The sequence below is a fragment of the Thermofilum pendens Hrk 5 genome, from assembly GCF_000015225.1.
GTDB lineage: Archaea > Thermoproteota > Thermoprotei > Thermofilales > Thermofilaceae > Thermofilum > Thermofilum pendens.
Genome location: NC_008698.1, coordinates 1,194,878 through 1,210,862, shown reverse-complemented (window position 1 = coordinate 1,210,862; position 15,985 = coordinate 1,194,878). Strand labels below are relative to the sequence as shown.

Annotated in this window: 14 protein-coding genes; 2 read left to right on the top strand and 12 right to left on the bottom strand. The window is 65.6% G+C overall.

Annotated elements, in window-relative coordinates:
* Positions 1-11: 11 nt before the first annotated feature.
* Entirely contained in the window at positions 12-230 is a 219-nt protein-coding gene (locus tag TPEN_RS06515; RefSeq protein ID WP_052885235.1) for a hypothetical protein, read from the top strand.
* Here the strand turns inward: TPEN_RS06515 and TPEN_RS06510 are convergent.
* Both TPEN_RS06510 and TPEN_RS06505 read right to left on the bottom strand, forming a co-directional pair.
* Positions 227-1,483, bottom strand: coding sequence for a carboxypeptidase regulatory-like domain-containing protein (locus tag TPEN_RS06510; protein ID WP_011752933.1), 1,257 nt, complete (start codon positions 1,481-1,483; stop codon positions 227-229). The genes TPEN_RS06515 and TPEN_RS06510 overlap by 4 nt on opposite strands.
* Positions 1,477-4,818: a glycoside hydrolase gene (locus TPEN_RS06505; RefSeq protein ID WP_011752932.1), complete on the bottom strand. Its 3,342-nt coding sequence runs from the start codon at positions 4,816-4,818 to the stop codon at positions 1,477-1,479. Before TPEN_RS06505 ends, TPEN_RS06510 begins: the two co-directional genes overlap by 7 nt.
* Positions 4,819-4,878: 60 nt before the next feature.
* On the opposite strand from TPEN_RS06505, the gene TPEN_RS06500 reads away from it, so the two are divergent.
* Positions 4,879-5,850, top strand: a complete 972-nt coding sequence (locus TPEN_RS06500; protein WP_011752931.1) for a PP-loop family protein — start codon at positions 4,879-4,881, stop codon at positions 5,848-5,850.
* On the opposite strand, the gene TPEN_RS06495 is transcribed toward TPEN_RS06500, so the two are convergent.
* The 10 genes from TPEN_RS06495 to TPEN_RS06450 form a co-directional block, all read right to left on the bottom strand.
* Positions 5,840-6,868, bottom strand: coding sequence for an AAA family ATPase (locus TPEN_RS06495; protein ID WP_011752930.1), 1,029 nt, complete (start codon positions 6,866-6,868; stop codon positions 5,840-5,842). The two genes, TPEN_RS06500 and TPEN_RS06495, sit on opposite strands and share 11 nt — an antisense overlap.
* 42 nt (positions 6,869-6,910) lie before the next feature.
* On the bottom strand, positions 6,911-8,578 hold the full coding sequence (locus tag TPEN_RS06490; RefSeq protein WP_148677994.1) for a hypothetical protein: 1,668 nt from the start codon (positions 8,576-8,578) through the stop codon (positions 6,911-6,913).
* A gap of 64 nt (positions 8,579-8,642) precedes the next feature.
* Positions 8,643-10,037: a phosphoenolpyruvate carboxylase gene (gene ppcA, locus TPEN_RS06485; RefSeq protein WP_011752928.1), complete on the bottom strand. Its 1,395-nt coding sequence runs from the start codon at positions 10,035-10,037 to the stop codon at positions 8,643-8,645.
* Positions 10,038-10,130: 93 nt separating this feature from the next.
* Positions 10,131-10,838 carry a hypothetical protein gene (locus TPEN_RS06480; RefSeq protein WP_011752927.1) on the bottom strand — a complete coding sequence of 236 codons (708 nt, stop codon included), beginning with the start codon at positions 10,836-10,838 and terminating at the stop codon, positions 10,131-10,133.
* A 4-nt stretch (positions 10,839-10,842) separates the two neighbouring features.
* Entirely contained in the window at positions 10,843-11,640 is a 798-nt protein-coding gene (locus TPEN_RS06475; protein WP_052885233.1) for a putative CRISPR-associated protein, read from the bottom strand.
* Positions 11,641-11,694: 54 nt separating this feature from the next.
* A complete protein-coding gene (locus tag TPEN_RS06470) occupies positions 11,695-12,927 on the bottom strand; it encodes an ATP-binding protein (RefSeq protein WP_011752925.1) in 1,233 nt (410 codons plus the stop codon).
* A gap of 64 nt (positions 12,928-12,991) precedes the next feature.
* Complete coding sequence (locus TPEN_RS06465; RefSeq protein WP_011752924.1) at positions 12,992-13,279, bottom strand: DNA/RNA-binding protein; 288 nt, start codon at positions 13,277-13,279, stop codon at positions 12,992-12,994.
* A gap of 35 nt (positions 13,280-13,314) precedes the next feature.
* A complete protein-coding gene (locus TPEN_RS06460) occupies positions 13,315-14,139 on the bottom strand; it encodes a helix-turn-helix transcriptional regulator (protein WP_011752923.1) in 825 nt (274 codons plus the stop codon).
* Between the two features lie 48 nt (positions 14,140-14,187).
* On the bottom strand, positions 14,188-15,198 hold the full coding sequence (locus TPEN_RS06455) for a hypothetical protein (protein WP_011752922.1): 1,011 nt from the start codon (positions 15,196-15,198) through the stop codon (positions 14,188-14,190).
* A gap of 24 nt (positions 15,199-15,222) precedes the next feature.
* Positions 15,223-15,927: a formate dehydrogenase accessory sulfurtransferase FdhD gene (locus TPEN_RS06450; RefSeq protein WP_148677992.1), complete on the bottom strand. Its 705-nt coding sequence runs from the start codon at positions 15,925-15,927 to the stop codon at positions 15,223-15,225.
* Positions 15,928-15,985 lie beyond the last annotated feature (58 nt).

Below are 15,985 nucleotides of genomic sequence, written 5' to 3'. Positions count from 1 at the left end.
CCCGTCCTTAAATGGTGGATGGGGCGCGCTACGAGGACGGCGTGGCGGTGATGCATGCGGGCGAGGAGTACGTCGAGGTCGAGGTGAAAAGAAATGAGGCGCGGGCGAAAAGCAAGGCAGAGGATGAAGCGAAGAGAAAGGCTACGCGAAGAGTCGAAGAAGCTTTGAAAAAGGATGGAGGCAAGAGTTTAGGGCTGAAACGCTCGCCTAAAACCTTCCGCGTGCGCTAGGCCGAAGGTGCCTCCCGCTTTCCGCGCTTCCTGCGGCCGAGCGCGAAGCCCGCGAGCGCGCCGAGGGCGGCCGCGGCGGGTACGGCGGCGTAGGCGAGTAGCCGCGTTTTCTCGAGTTCGCCCCTCAGCAGCGCCAGCTCGCGCTCCAGGTTTTCAAGCGCCCTCTCCCTAGCCTCCACCGTGGCGTTGCACGAGCTCAGGGATGATTTCAGCTCGTCCGAGAGCCTCCTCAGCTCGCCTACCTCGGCGCTCAGGCGCTCCAGCGTCTCGTTGAGCGCCTTCTCCCTAGCCTTGAGCCTCTCGTTCTCCTGGGTCAGCAGGAGCTCCCGCGGCGAGCTGACCTCGACGGCGACTGGGGCTGTCTCGCTCTGCGCGTAGTCGAAGGTCCCGCGGAAGACGGCTTTCACCAGGATGCGCCCGTAGACCGCCGTTGAGAGGTTCGCCGAGAAGCTACCGTCCCCGCCCACGGGGGCGTTCAGCAGGCGGGCCCACGTGGAGCCGTTGTCTATGCTCACGTATACCTCGACTACCGCCCCGCTCGGCGCCGGCGCTAGCGACCCGGAAACCTGCACTATGCCCGGCGCGGGGGACCTCGCGGAGACGCTCAGGAAGGTCTTCTCCTTGGCCACGACGGTGACGACCTGGCTCGTCGACGGGGAGTACTCGTCGCTCCCGGGGAACGCGGCGTAGATGCTCCACGCGCCCCTAGAGGTGAGCGGGATCCTGACCGTGAAGGACCCGTCGCTACCCGTGCTCACACTGACCTCGTACCTCGAGCCGTTCGGCGCTACGACCACGACCTTCACTGCCGCCTGCATAGCGGGGCTCAGCCTGCCCTGGACGAGCGCCGCGTCCCCGACGCCGTACTCCGGCCTGTCGACCGAGACGTAGACGGAGGTGGGCTTCTTCGGTGGCGGTGGGGGTGGCTGGAGGACGACGTCTACCCGCACGACGCCCTCCCCGGACGCCGACGCCGAGCCCGCGTACCCTCCGAGCGATGCCGTCACGGTGACTGTGACGGGAGTCGAGGAAACCGTGAGGTCGACCTTGTACTTCCCGGTCGAGTCCGTTACCGTCGAGGCGGAGGCTCCGCCCGCGGACACGGTCACAGAGGCGCCGGCCGCTGGGGAGCCGTCCGGCATCTTGACGTAGCCCCAGACGGTTACTGGGACCTGCGCGGACGCGTTCCGGGTGGCGGCGTAAGCCACCGCCAGCGCCAGTAGTACCAGGGCGTAGACCCTTCTCCTCAGCATTTCCCGGCCACCCACACCACGACGACTGGAGACTTCGCGTAGACGAAGTAGCCGCTCCCGGGCTCCAGCGGGAAGTCGTCCTCGGGCCCGCTCACACCGGGTACGTAGCCCCTGAACCTCTGCGCCTGCACGTCCCACCTCCACACGGCGAGCAGGCTGGTGCCCGCGGTCTCGGCGAGCTCGGAGGCCTTCGAGGGGCTCACGACGGCGCTGTAGAAGAACGGGAGGGACACCAGGTTGTAGCCGCGTTCGAGCCTCCTCACGTAGACGCTGTACGCCCTCTCGACGATCCTCGAGGCCCCCAGGCTCACGTTGAGCTCCACGTAGTACATCCCGGGAGCGAGCTGGGACGAGCTCAGGTTCAAGAGGAAGGAGGCGTAGGGGGAGCCGAGGGAGCCGCCGGCGAGCCTGGCGTCGAGCCTCCAGGAGCCCGCGCCGGACGCGTCGACAACCCTAGCCTCGAAGGAGTTCACGGGTGCGCTGGAGTTGCCGTACACAGCCACGAGCACCGCCGTCGACCCGGGGGACCTGAGGAAGCCGATAGTCGCGTAGGCCGAGGGCTGGCACCGGGGCGCGTACTGGCCGGGGTCGCCGGGCAGGTAGAGGCGCACCTTCGACTGGCCCTGCGACACGCTGACTGCTAGCTTCGCAACGTACTGGAGGGTGTACTTGGAGAGGTCCTGGGGCCCCGTCCACGACGCGCCCTGCAACGGCTTGACGTACGCGTAGGCCCCCGTGTAGCCGTTCCTGTAGCCGAACGTCGAGGCCCCGGAGGGGTCGCCGACCCTGGCGGCCCTGTCGCCGTTGAAGAGGCTGTCGAGCAGGTCTACCGAGAGGCCGACGGCGGAGTACACGGTCCCAGCCTTCCCGGAGGGCTCGTAGACCGCGTCGACGTAGTTGGCGGTGTCGCGGAGCACGAAGTACTTGTAGAAGTCGGGGCGCCCGTCCCCGTCCATGTCGGGAGCCGCGAGCTTGACCACGACTCCCCCCTCGGCGTCGCTCCTCGAAGCCGAGACCAGCTGGTAGCTGGACGAGTAGTAGTTCTTACCCGTGGCGTCGAAGTAGTCGTCCGCGAGGAAGCCCACGTGGTTGTCGCCGTACCAGGCGTCGCCCAGTACGCCCCAGTACACGAGCGGGGCGCCCACGGACACGTAGACCCTGTCGGTGGTCCTGTTGTAGGCGAAGATGAGGGGCGCCGCGCCTCCCTTGTCGTCTATGTAGGCGAACACCGCCCGGTTGTAGATCACCGCCTCGGGCCTGCCGTCCCAGTCGAAGTCCCCGACTAGGTAGGAGGCGCCCGCGATCTTCCCGAGGCGCGCGTCGTCGAGCCACTTGGACGCGAGTAGGAGCACGTTCACGAGCCTCAAGTGGTTCCACTGGTTGAGGCCCCACCCGACGCAGTCGGAGCCCTCGTGCCAGGCTGTCTCGTAGAGCAACGCGTTAGCCGCCATGACCGCGAGCCTCCACAGCTCGTTTCTAGGCGCGCTGTCCAGAGCCTTCCCCGGGGCCAGCAGCCTGTATATCACGGTGTTTGCGGGCGACCCGTTGTAGGTGGTGTACCCGAAGACGTCGCCGAATGGCATCGTGGTGTCGGGGAGCGAGTAGCCCGGCTGGCCGCTACCGTACCAGGCGAAACTCTTCGCGCTGCTCGTACCCCAGTACCACCCGTCGTAGGCCCTTCTGTAGTCGTACGGGTAGCCCGGGACCCACGTCTTGAGGTAGTAGTAGGTGTCGTAGCCGCAGTAGTAGTACTTCACCGGCGTCCACGAGCCGCTCCTAAGCCAGCCGACGACCTCGTCCACCGTTACGACCTGTATCCACGGGTGCATGGCTATCCAGGTCAGCGAGTCCCTGTAGCGGTACGGGTTGCCGGGGTCCCAGCTCGGGCTGGATATCCCGGCGGCCTTCTCCCAGTCGTCCGCGTAGAGGAACAGCATCTGCTGGTCCGCGTTGGTGGCCGCCCAGGCGAGCTTCCTCCTCAGGTTTATGTTCAGCCCTCCGTCCGTGTTCGCGAGGAGGAGTTGCTGCATCTCCCAGTCGATGAAGAAGACGTAGAGCTCCCTGCCCCCCGTCTTCGACGGGTCGTACTGGTGGGGCTTGTAGGGGCTGGTGTTCGGGCTCCAGTCATCGTGGTGCGTGTTGCCGTCGAGTATCACCGCGTAGTAGTGCTTGCTGACTGTGTACGCGATACCGGTTCTCTCGTCGTCCCACGTCCTCTCGGGTATCCACGCGGTGAGCGGGGTGTAGCCGAACAGTGCCTCGGCGTAGAGCTTTCCGAGGTAGAACGAGGGGTCGTTGAAGTTGTCGTAGAAGTACGCCGTGATGTACTCAGCCCAGGTTCCCCCGACTATGCACGCTAGCCCCTTCGCGGCGAGGCTCCTCAGGTGCGCCACTATGCTCGGGTCCCACCACACGTAGCTCGCCGCCAGGGTTCCCGACATGTGGACGCACACGGGTATCCTCCTGCCTGCCTTCGCGGAGAGCTCTTCGTGCACCCTCAGTATGTAGTCGTAGCTGTTGACGGCGTTAGGCTTGTTGAGGGCTCTGTTGTCCGCGAGGTGCTGGTTCCCGTGGTGCACGAAGGCTACCTTGGCGGTCCCGCACTTCTGGTCGCTGAACACGGCGCCGCTCCACTCGTAGCGGCCGGCGTTCCCGTCGAAGCTGACCGTGTTCGGCATGGCGTCCGCCAGGACGTTCGCGCCGCCCGTCTTCACGAGCGCGGTTGCAATCTTGGCCCACACCCTGGATGTAGGCGTCCAGCCGTAGCTCTCCAGCATGCTCCTGGGTATGCCGATCTCGACGAGGTCCCACTGGCTGTTGAAGGCTACCTGTAGCCCGCTGTTCTCGGCGAGGACAGACCAGTCGTACCTGTACACCTTGTAGTGTGCGGAGTCGTACACCGCGATAGCTACGACCCAGCGGTAGTCGCTTATGTGGACTCCGTAGCCGTTCAGCTGCAGGTAGTCGGGGGCCCACTCTTGGTACCCCGGCGCGTTCTCCCACCCGAGCATCACGTAGATGTTTAGGGCGTCCGCGACACCGCCGTCCGGGTAGCTCGCCGTCTCGGCGCCGTAGGCTAGGTCCAGGAGGTCTAGCCTGATGAAGACGTACTGGTCGCCGACAGCGTAGTACCAGGCTAGGAGGTCCCTGCTGTCGTACCAGTGGGGGGTCGCGTCGAGGAGGTCGCCGTGGGGGTCGAGCGCGTGGCAGGAGTCGTACGGCCAGTCGAAGCCTGAGCCGTCCACAGTCACGGGTTCGCCGCGGGCGGCGGCGAGTAGGAGTAGGGCTAGCAGGAGGGCCGTAGCAGCAGCGAGGCGCACGGTCCCCAAAGACATACTAACGTTATCCCGGCGGGTTACTTTTAAAGGCATCGCGGTACCTTTCTGGGGGTTGCCTTGCACGCCAGGTGCTCTGTCTGCGGGGAACCGGCGGTTGCGAGGGTAGAGTACGCTAGGAAGTGGCTCTGCGGGGCGCACTTCGCGGGGTACGTGGAGGGGAAGGTTCTCGGGGCCCTGGAGAGGTACAGGCTCGTCGAGAGGGGGTGGAGGGTCCTGGCCGCCGTGTCGGGGGGCGCCGACAGCGCGGCTATGCTCGGGGTTCTCGCGAAGGCTTCGGTGGCGCTCGGCTTCAGGCTGGCGGCTGTCCACGTGGATCTCGGGATCGAGGGGTTCTCGGAGGCTTCGAGGAGGGCGGTGGAGGAGCTTTGCGGGTCCCTCGGCGTGCCCTTCGCGGTGGTGAGCCTCCCGGAGGTAGCCGGGGTGGGGTTGCCGGAGCTCGCGAGGAGGGCTAGGAGGCCTGTTTGCAGCGTGTGCGGGGCGGTGAAGAGGTACCTCGTCAACGTGGCTGCCGCCGAGGCGGGGGCTGACGTCGTAGCGCTTGGGCACCACGCGGACGACCTGCTGGCGTACGCGGTCAAGAACTTCCTGTTCCAGAGGCTCCCCGAGCTTGCGAAGCTGGGCCCGAAGACCGAGAGCACGGGCGGCTTGGTTGGCAGGGTGCGGCCCCTCTACGAGGTCTACAAGTCGGAGGCCTCGCTCTACGCGCGCCTCTCGGGGCTACCGTTCACAGAGGAGAGGTGCCCGTACTCCCCGAACCGCTCCGTCGAGGGCGAGGTCAGGGCTTTCCTGGACTCCGTGGAGGCTAGGAGGCCGGGCTTCAAGATATCGCTCGCCAGGGGGCTCGCGAGGAACGCCGGGCTCTGGGGGCAAGGGCCGCGCAGCCCTCCCCGGGCCTGCAGGGTCTGCGGGGCGCCGTCGGAGGGCGAGCTCTGCTCCTTCTGCAGGCTGACGCTCAAGGCCCTCGGCAGGCCTATGGGGGACGTTGCGCGGGAGAAGGTTAGGGAGGCTGTCTCCGCGATCAAGTGGTGAGGCGGCGGGCGGCCTCCCTGTAGACCGGGTCGAGGAACTCGTAGCCCCTTATTATGCTGAGCTTCTCCAGCTTCTCGATTATCCTCGAGAGGGTGGCCTTCGGCAACGCGACTCCGAAGCGCTCGTCTACGTACCTGCGCACCTCGCTCCACGACCTGCAACCCTCCGCGACGGCCCTGAGCACCATCCTCTCCCTGGGCGAGAGCTTCCCGAGCTCCTCCGCCGCCAAGTTCACGGCCGCCCGCTTGAGCTCCTCCACGCTCCCCGCGCCATCGACGTAGCCCCTCCCGAAGAGCACCAGCCACCCGACTATCCCGTCGAAGAATCCGACGGCCTCCTCCACGACGCCCGGCGGGGGCTCGACGCCCTCCTCCCTGAAGCCCCTCTCGAGGAACTCCCTGGAGAGGTCCTCGCTGAACCTCTCGACGTGCACCTCGTAGGCGTACCTGCCGTAGAGGGGCGAGGAGGGGTCTTCGAGCGCCAGGAAGTCCCTGAGCATCCCCACCTCGCTTCCGACGACGACGAAGGTTACGTTCTCGAGGTTGTCGTAGCCGTACGCCAGGACGCTCCTCAGCTCCGCCGAGACGGGGGGCTTGGACTGCTGGACCTCGTCGAGGGCGAACACGAACCTCTCGCCCCTCTTGTCTATCTCGCTCAGCAGGCCCGCGAGGCTGACAGAGTCCCTCCCCCTCCACCTCACCTCCACGGAGAAGCCCGCCACGCTGACACCCCTCACGCCCTCCAGGAACCTCCTAAGCCTCCCGAGGGACTCCGAGAGGGCGTCCGCGACCCTTGTCTCGAGGTCTGCCCTCCTCACGAGGCCCCTTGCGTCGACGTAGAGCCCGTTCACCTCCCCGAGGAAGGTTCTGAGCACGCTAGTCTTCCCGACCCGCCTCACGCCCAGCAACGCGACCAGGGGTAGCCCGCGGTCGACCGCCCTGTGTAGCTCTTCGAGCTCCCTCTCCCTGTCGAAGAGGCTGTCCCTGCTGGTCTTGGGCCTAGGGTCGAACAGCTTCACGGTTCCGCACCGGAACTCAGTTCCGCACCGGAACTATTAAACCTAACCACCCTCTATTTTCACCTCTACGACCTCGTTGCCCGCGACGCACAGCCAGACGCGTTGCCCCGGCTTGACCTCGAGGGCTTTCAGGAACTCCTCGACCCCCATCGAGGGCTTCGCGAGGTAAGGCTTACCCCCGACGACTATGGCTACGTTAGTCTCGCCTCCGTGGACGAACTGGTACACCCCGGTCACAGTGCCGTTCACCCACGCGCACCGCCCGGCGGGGGCCCCTCTGAGCCTCCAGGAGAGGAACGCTGAGATCGAGGCCTTCAGGAAGGCTTGGTAGTCGCCTCCCGGGTACTGGTACACCTCGCTCGCCGTGGGGTTCGTGGCGTTGGTCACTGCTACGCCCCAGAGGGTCGTGACGCCCGTCTTGGCGTAGACGGGGGTTACCCAGAGCCAGGTCCCGTTGAGCCAGAGGAGCTGGGAGTACCTCGCGTAGAGCGTGCCGCCGCTTATCGCCGGTAGCCTGGACTGAACGAGGGACTGGACGTAGTGGGGGCTGTATATGCCGAGGTTCCTGACGTCGAAGTAGTACACGCCAGTGTTGTTCGCTACGACTATGCTCGCGAGGGCGTTGGGGCTCGCAGGGCTCACGCCGAACCAGACCCTCTGGGTGTGCCCCCGCGCGTCCGGCACTAGTAGCGTCATGTTGAGGAGGTTTTGGCTGTAGGGCGAGGCCGGGAGGAAGAGGAAGCCCCTCGGGAGCGGCGTGAAGCTGGGGGGCTCTAGGCCCGCGAGGTGGTAGAGCCAGGTCCCGACGAGCCTGTCGAGGTACTCCCAGTCGTAGCTCTGGGGCCAGTCCTCGAGCTCGCGCGAAAAGGCTGGGTAGACCCTGGGGTTGCCCGTGGAGTCGTAGACGTAGAGGTATCCAGGGGACGGCACGGTGCCTAGTAGCGGGTGCACCCCGGCGACGAAGTAGGGCTTGCCGCCGTGGATGACGGGGAAGGTGTTGCCGACCTCCGAGCCGCCGGACCTCAGGTAGGCGTTTAGGTCGATGTTCCCCCAGAGCCAGAGCCCGCTACCGACCGGCATCCGGGCTTCGACTACGAGCGCCTCGCCGGTGAGCGCGTTCACGAGTATGAGCTTGCTGACGTAGTTCTGGCTCATCGTGTTCAGCGGCGTGACCGCGAAGACCCAGTACGGCGTGGCATTCACGACTATCTGCTCCCACTCGGCTATCCTCTCGTTAGGCGAGAGCCTCGTCTCAGCCACGCCCTCAGCCATCCTGTGCCCCACGAGGATAACCGGGGACCTCGAGAATACCGATGCGAGCTCGGAAGGCGGCGCCACCTTCACGACGCCCCCGTGCCACGACGCCAGGAAGTACCCCTGGAGCGCCAGAAAGACTACGAGGAAGGCCGCGAGGGCTAGCATCGCTGCCAGGAACGCGCGGCTCCGGGTAGCCGCGGAGAGGAGGAACGCCGTGAACACGGCTACGAGCAAGGCGTAGAGGGGTAGAGGCACCGCTAGGAGCACGAGGAGCAGGTAGAGAAGCGAGTAGACAGCCAGAAAGGCTAGGCCGGCGCGCCTCCCGAAAGTCAGCGCCAAAGCGAGCGCCGAGGCGGCGACGGCCACTGCTACGAGCCATATGGACGGGAACAGGAAGGCTGGCACCGAGAGGGCTAGCAGGCCCAGCGACGCATACACCCTCAAGCCGGACACGAAGCCCATACTCCCCCGGCGATAAGAACCTTTCGCGCGGAGGAAAACCGTCGCGTGCCCAGCGCTAGCCGAGGAAGCCTCTCACCTTTCCGAGCAGCAACGCCCGGAGCTCCGCGGGGGCTGTCCTCGCGAGCTTCTCGTAGGGCTCGAGGGGCTCCGGCCTCAGCCCCATGGCGTCGAGTGCCTCATCCACCTTCTTGACGAGCTCCTCCCCCAGCCTCTCCCCCGCCAGCCTCGGCAGGTAGAACTGGGCGTCGTACCTCCACTCCTCCTCGAGCCCCGGCAGGTACCCGAGCACCTCGTCTAGGAAGTCGCCCCTGTAGGCCTCGAGCACGAAGTCCGCGTCGAGGAACGTCGGCGGCACCCCCAGCGAGTACCACGCCGCCGTATAGACTATCGCCCTGGGCGCGCTGAACAACTTGTCCTCGAGCTCCAGGGCCCTCCCGTACTCTCTCCACGAGACCCTGTCCCTCGTCGTCGGGACGCTCCGCGCATACTCGTTGACGAAATCCAGGTACTTGGAGGCCAGCGACCTGTACATCGAAGCCGCGAGCCGCGCCAGCTCGGCTACCCTGCCCCCGGCGTCCCCGGGCTCTCCCCCCGCGCCTCCCAGTAGCTTCGAGCGGACCTCCTGGTACTCGGAGAACGAGGCGTCGTACCTAACCGCCGACTGCACAGTGACCGTCGAGTAGCCCCTGTACCGCTGCACCTCGACGCCGACTAGGCGGGGGTTGTTCACCCCTCCCCTGAACGGCGGGGAGCCTCCCCCAAGTATGGGCTTGACCTCCAATCCGAGCTCCTCGCCCGCCTTCGCGGACTCGCCGAGGGCGTAGAGCAGCGAGAGGGCGGACGCGATGTGCCCCGCCTTCAAGGCGCTGTCGCTCTTACCCAGGAAGACCCTGAGAACCCCGGGGTCGGACCCGAGCTCGGCGAGGGCGCTGTGGAGGTCGCGCAGGATCTCGCGCACCCGGAGTAGCGAGTCCACGTCCTCCAGGAGGGGGACCAGCTGTGCCTGCTCGCAGGGCTGGCCTACCTCCTCGCAGAGCACCCTGGTCTTCCTGGCGAGGAGCCTCTGGACGAGCCTAACGGTCTCCGCGGAGTCCGTCATGGGGAGGACTACCCACCTCACAGCCTGGACTCCCAGCCGCTTGTACGAGTAGTAGTTCGCCAGCACGGCGGCTTCCAGCGCGAGGTCGACCCTGTCGAAGTCCTCCAGCCTCGGGTTGGGAGCCCTAACGGTAACGTAGAAGCCCTCGCCCACGGGTACTCCCAGCTCCCCCGCCTTCACGACTATCTCCTTCGGCTGAGCGTAGGGCGTAAGCTTCCCCTCGTAGTCAGACATCACTTCGTCGCAACCGTAAACGAGGAAGCTCCTCACCGCCTCCTCGACTTCCTCCTGGACTGGAACCTTGACCGTGGAGTCCGGGTGCTGGGTGCACATTAGCCTAGGCGTTTCCATCTCTCCCCCAATCCTTGTGGAAAATATCTATCTTTTCGCGTTTTAACCGTAAAAATTACCGGTTTCAGCGGTTCTAAAAAGAAAAAATTTCAGCTACTTCATGCCTGGAGGCACCACCACTACGGGGACCACCGCTAGCGCCGCGGCCAGCCAGTCCCTGCCGCAGAGCCCCGAGGAGCCGCACCTCGAGCAGTACACGCGTAGGTTGTCCACGTAGTACATGAAGACGTCTCCCTCCCCGCTCGACACCCTCCAGTACCTCTTCTTGTCCGCCGCCACGCGCCTCGCCCTCTCCTCGAGCAAACTAGCTACCTTAGCCTCGTCCCCGCACGACCGCACGGCTTCCTCGGCCGTCTCCACGGAGTACTCGTACATGTCCAGGACGGTGTAGTCGGCTATCCTCAGGTGGAGCTTCCACTGCTGGACGCCCATAGCCCCCCGAACCCTCACCTCGTCGACCGCGACCGCGCCAAGAGCCTCCCTGTACCTGTACCCCACGAGGATAGCCGGCGACACGTAAAGGGAGGAGAGAACCAGTAGCTCGGTGAGCCCCTTCTCGAGCCCCGCGCACCCAGCGAGCTCCCCCGCGAAGCGCTCGTACTCCTCCAGGGGGTACGCGAGGACCCTGAAAGGCTTCTGAGGAGACCCAAGGCTTGCGGCCGCCGCCGGCGTTAACCCGAGGTTCCTGTACCTGAACCTCTCCGCGAGCCAGCGTAGCGACTCCTTCGCGCCCTCCTCCGAGGGGTCGAGGAGCACGACTCCCCTGAGGTTCTTCACGAGGGCGGCGTACCTGGAGAACACGCGCTCACCTCGCGCCCAGCAGTAGCCTGACCCACCTCCTGACCCTCAGCTGGGACCCCTCCTCGACCAGTATGCCCCTGGCTAGGGCGTCCTTGATAGCCTCGGGCCTCACCTTCGCCTCCAGCTCCCTCCTCGCCAGGGGCTCCTCGAGTAGCCTCGCGAAGTCCTCGTAGCCCGGGCTCAGCGCTAGGGGTAGCGTTGGGAGCTCTACGACCTCGCCCATCGTCTCGTGTATGTAGTAGACCCTCGAAGCCCCGAAGAGCGACGCCGCCGCGTAGACCACCGCGGTCTCGGGCTTGAAGCCCCCGGTAGCGTTGACGTAGACGGCGTAGCCCCTCCTCCTGTAGCCCTCGACAGCCCTAGACAGCGCGTCTAGCAGGTTGTAGAGACCCTTGTCGAAGTCCCTCCCCAGGTCTGCTACGCGCTCGACCTCCACCTCCACCCCGTGCTCCCCCAGGTACTCCTTCAGGACGCTGGCGCACAGCGTCGACGCCCCGGAGTCGCTCGCGAGTAGGTACGCGGCGGCCACGCGCCCAGCCTCCAGGTACGGCCACATCGCGTTCAGCTCTGCGCTCACGCCGCGCGGGTCGAGCGCGAGCACGTCGTAGAGAAACTTGAACTCCGGAGTCCCCGGCGCGGCCCTCTCGCCCGCCTCGGCGTCCTCCCGCGACCCTACGCGCGCGGAAGCCCAGGACCTAAGCCTCCCCGCGAGGTCCCCGGAGGCCCTGGAGGCGGCGTTCCTGAGGATGCTGGTCCCAACGGTCACTACGTGAGCTTCCCGGTGTCCTGACGGGTTGCGCACGACTCTTCTTGCCGCAACGCGCCCTATATTCTTTACCGAGGCTTTTCAGGAGGGCTACGCTCCGAGTAGCCACTTCCAGAGCGGCACTACCCTCACCCTCCCGCCCTCAACCTCCCTTTCGTCCTCGTCGTCCCACGATACGAGCTCTGCCTCCCTGAGCCTCAGCTCCCGCATGGCCTCGGCGACTTTCCTCACGTGCCCCTCCTCGACCTCTAGGCACACCTCGACGAGCCTCAGCGAGCCCCCGCACTTAGCAGCGAAGTCCACCTCTCTGCCCCTCGACGTGACGTAGTAGCCCGGCTCGCAACCCCTCCTCACGAGCTCGACGAGGACGACGTTCTCGGCCCTCCTGCCGAGGTCGAGTGGCCTCTCGAAGAGGCTCGCCACCGCCGGGTCCACGACGTAGACCTTCCTCGGGGACCTGGCCCTCAGCCTCTCCGAGTACGCGAAGCGCTTCACGACGAAGACCAGGAAGGCTTGGCGCATGTACTCGACGTAGCTAGCCGCGGTCTTAGCGTCCACCTCGACCCCCAGCCCCTTCAGGCTCCTCGCCAGGGAGCGCCACGTGACGGGGCTCGCGTAACTCGAGAGGACCACGTACGCGAGCTCCAGGAGCGCCTCCGGCTCCCTAACCCTGTGCCTCTCCACGATGTCCCTGTAGAACATCGTCTCGAGTAGCGCGACGGCCTTCTCCCTCGACCTGTACAGCCACACCTCCGGGAAGCCTCCCCAGGCCAGGTACTCCCTGAGCAAGCCCTTCAAGGCGCCCCTCTCCCTGAAGGTCGAGGGCTCCGCGCCTAGCTCTGCCCGCGCGACCTCCCTGAACGAGAAGGGGAGGACGAGCCTCGAGACGTACCTCCCCCTGAGCCTGCTCGGTATCTCCGAGGACTGGAGGGCGGAGGAGGACCCTGTAACGTACAGCTGGAAGTCCTTCACGTCGTGGAGCCAGCGTAGCTTCGAGTCCCAGTCCTCCCAGTCCTGGACCTCGTCCATGTAGAGCCGGACCCTGCCCTCCCTGTACTCCTCCCTCACCATCTCGGCGAACCTCCTCGCGTCGAGCCTCCGCAGGGACGGCTCGTCCAGCGGCACGTAGAGAGCCTGGAGCCCCTCCGCCAGGTCTCTCTCGACGCTCCTCAGCATGACGAACGTCTTCCCGGACCTCCTCGGCCCCACCACGGCCACTATGTCCGGGGACTCGCGCGGAAGCTCGACCTCCCTGGGGACGATGCGCGCAACGTACTTGAGCGACCCCAGGTACTCCTCTGTGAGCTCCCTCAAGAAGCCCATGTGGATTACTGCTCCACACACCCTTATAAAGTATGCGGAATTGTATTCCGCAAACCTCCTCTAGCTACGCCCGGCGCTCCACCCCCAGGTTTACTACCTCTATCTCTATCACCGGGACGGACTTTTCCTCCTTTACCTCGCCGACCTCCGTCGAGTATATCCTGATCTTCCCGTAGGCTATCTTGTCCCCCGTTAGGCGCCGGACGCCCTCCGTGACGTAGACAGCCTTAGAGATGTTCCTCCCGACGGCCCTCACTACGACGCGGGGCGCGCCCTTGCCCAGCATGGTCATGAGTTCAAGCGTGTAGGCGCTCTCCGGCTTCTCGCCTACGAGGAGCACCTCCTCCCCCACCGCGGTCACCCAGATAGAATAGCCGGCCAAGGTATTTATTTCTTGAGTATCACTAGGAGCCCTCCGGGGGTCTTCTCGAGCCTGAGGTAGCCTGCCTTCTCGAGCCTCCTAACCCTCCTCAGGAGCGTAGTCGAGGGGATTCCCAGGGCTTCCCTGATCTCCTTGAGGTAAGCCCTCCCCCCGCTACGCCTCAGGAAGTCCAGTATCGCCTCGTCCTCCTCTAGCACCACGCCCCCCTCCCCCCTCCTCTTCAGCCTCAGCGCCAGCAACACCGCGGCGACGGCAACCGCTACGAGCACGGCGTAGGGCAGGAGCTGCTGCAACTGAGGGGCACCGCCTTGCTGCGCGGCGGGGGCTCCCTGCCCAGCCTGCGCGGAACCCGTCTCGACGAGTACAACCTGGAGGTCCTCCGCGAGCACGTCGAAGCCTAGGAGCACGTAGCCCTGCGTGTAGGCTATGGTTGTCGGCGTGGGGGATACGCCTAGCACGACGTACTCGCTACTCACGTAGACCTTGAGGGACTGGTTCTCGGCCGGCACGCTCAGCGTGGTGACGGAGTCGCGCGGAAGCCTGGACACGAAGGACGCGTTGACAGTGGAGCCCGGGTCTGCGAGCACCGAGAGAACGCCGCCGCTGAGGTTGAAGACGGGGGGCGAGGAGCCCGTACCCGTGACCCCGAGGGATTCGACCGAGCCGGGAAGCTTGAACTCGGCGAAGCCCGTCCCCGGAACCGTGAAGACGACGTAGCCCTGTACCAGGCCGCCCGGCAGTACGTAGAGAACCTCCAGGGGCTGGGCGAGCGCGAGCTGGGTCGCCGCGAGCAGGGCGAGTAGCGCGAACGCGGTTACACCGCTCTTCACAACTCCAACTGCCCCCGCCAGAGTATAAAAAACTTCGCGCGAGGTTGTCTACGTTACCGTGACTTCCGCGACGCTTATCGCCTGCTCTCCTTCGGGCTCGTAGACAAACCTCGAGAACAAGTCGCCCCCGTCGAGGTACACCCTGGCAACCCCCTGCACCCTCCGCTCGTAGACTGTGACCCACCTGTTCGAAAGCGTGAGAGCCTCCACTCTCAGCATCCCGTTCGCCGGGGCGAGGGTCAGGGTTACGCTCCGCCCGAGCGTGGGGACCGGTTGCGACACGAGCCTCCCGGAGGCCCTGAAGCCCTCCCACTGCCTCCCGGTGCCCCACTCGTAGAGCCTGAGCGCCATGAAAGGCCTCGGCCCTCCCTCGGCGACCCTCAAGTGCCAGGGGTTCACGTTCCACCACACCCAGTCCTCGTCGCCGGGGCCCCCGTCGATGTCGATGAGCACGCCCATGCTCGGCGGGGGGCTCCTCCCAGTCACCCCGGCCGAGTAGGGCGCCCCCTCGTAGGCGACGACGGGCTGGCCGGTGTCGGCGAGCACCGCTACCCCCTTCACCTCGGAATCCACGCTCCACACAGCTAGGCCCTCGTAGACCCTCACCGTGAAAACGTGGCTACCCCTCTTCAGCTCCCCCACGTCGACGGGTAGCCTCAGCTGAAGCACGCTAGACCCCCATGCGCCGGCAAAGGCATAGAGCTCGTCCTCCGAGAAGAGGAAGTGCGCGACACCGCCGCCGAAGAGGTCCTCGTTCTCGAAGCCAAACCACAGCATCGGGGACCCCCTGCCCCACGAGGGTAGGGCCGCGGCGAGCTGGAAGAAGCCGTACCTGAACGTCTTCCTGCTCCTCAGGGACAGCGTCAAGACGCCCTTCGGCCGCTTTATGAAGCTGTTCTTGAAGCGCGTGTACTCCTCTTCCTCGAGGGAGTAGACCCAGTACTTCGAGGGGTCGTCGGGGGCGAAGACCTCGCCCTTGTCGAGGGGCTTCCTAACCCAGCAGTAGAAGTGGTCCGAAAGCCTCCCCGAGACTACCTCGCCGAACCTTATCGAAGACACGCCCTACGAGGGAGGGGTGCCCTATTAACTTAGCGCTATTCTCTTAGGGTAGGTGTAGACGTTGAACCTGCCACCCCTCGCGAAGCCCACTAGCGTTACCCCGCCCCTCTCCGCCGCCAGCACCCCCTGGAGGGTGACCGCCGCCTTAGAGGCTACGAGGGGCACGGACGCTGAGACGAACTTCTCCACCACGCTACCCGTAAGCCTACACGTAACCGCGAAGCCCAGCGAGCCGAGGTCCAGCCCCCTCTTAACGGCGAGCCCTAAGCACTTGTCGACCGCGCAGTGCCTACTCACATCCTCGACGAAGCCCACAACCTCTCCCCCGGGCGTGAAGCAGAGCGCCCCGTGAAGGGCGCCTGTAGCCCTGAAGCCCTCTCCAAGCTCCGCGAGCCTCTCCACAGCCCTCACCACAACCTCGGCGGGAAACTTCCCCCACCCCCTCCTCCACGGAGCCCTCTCCAGCTCGCCGCGAACCTCCACCCTCCCGCCCTCCACTGAGACGGAGTAGCCCCGGGACGGCGAGAAGCCGAGCCCAGCGAGGAAGCCCAGCGCCAGCTCCTCCTCCATGCCCGGCGAGCAGGAAAGCGACACGAGCCTTGACCCGTTCACGTACACCGCGTAAGCCCTCTCCACGACCACCCTGTCGACACACCTCTCCAGCCTGCCGTTGCGGAGGCAGTAAGCCTCCCTATCCACAACTCCAGGCTCCGACCGCACAACCCACATACACGTGGCACGATATATAAAACATAACCTGTCCTCATTGAATGATTATAAAATGTCT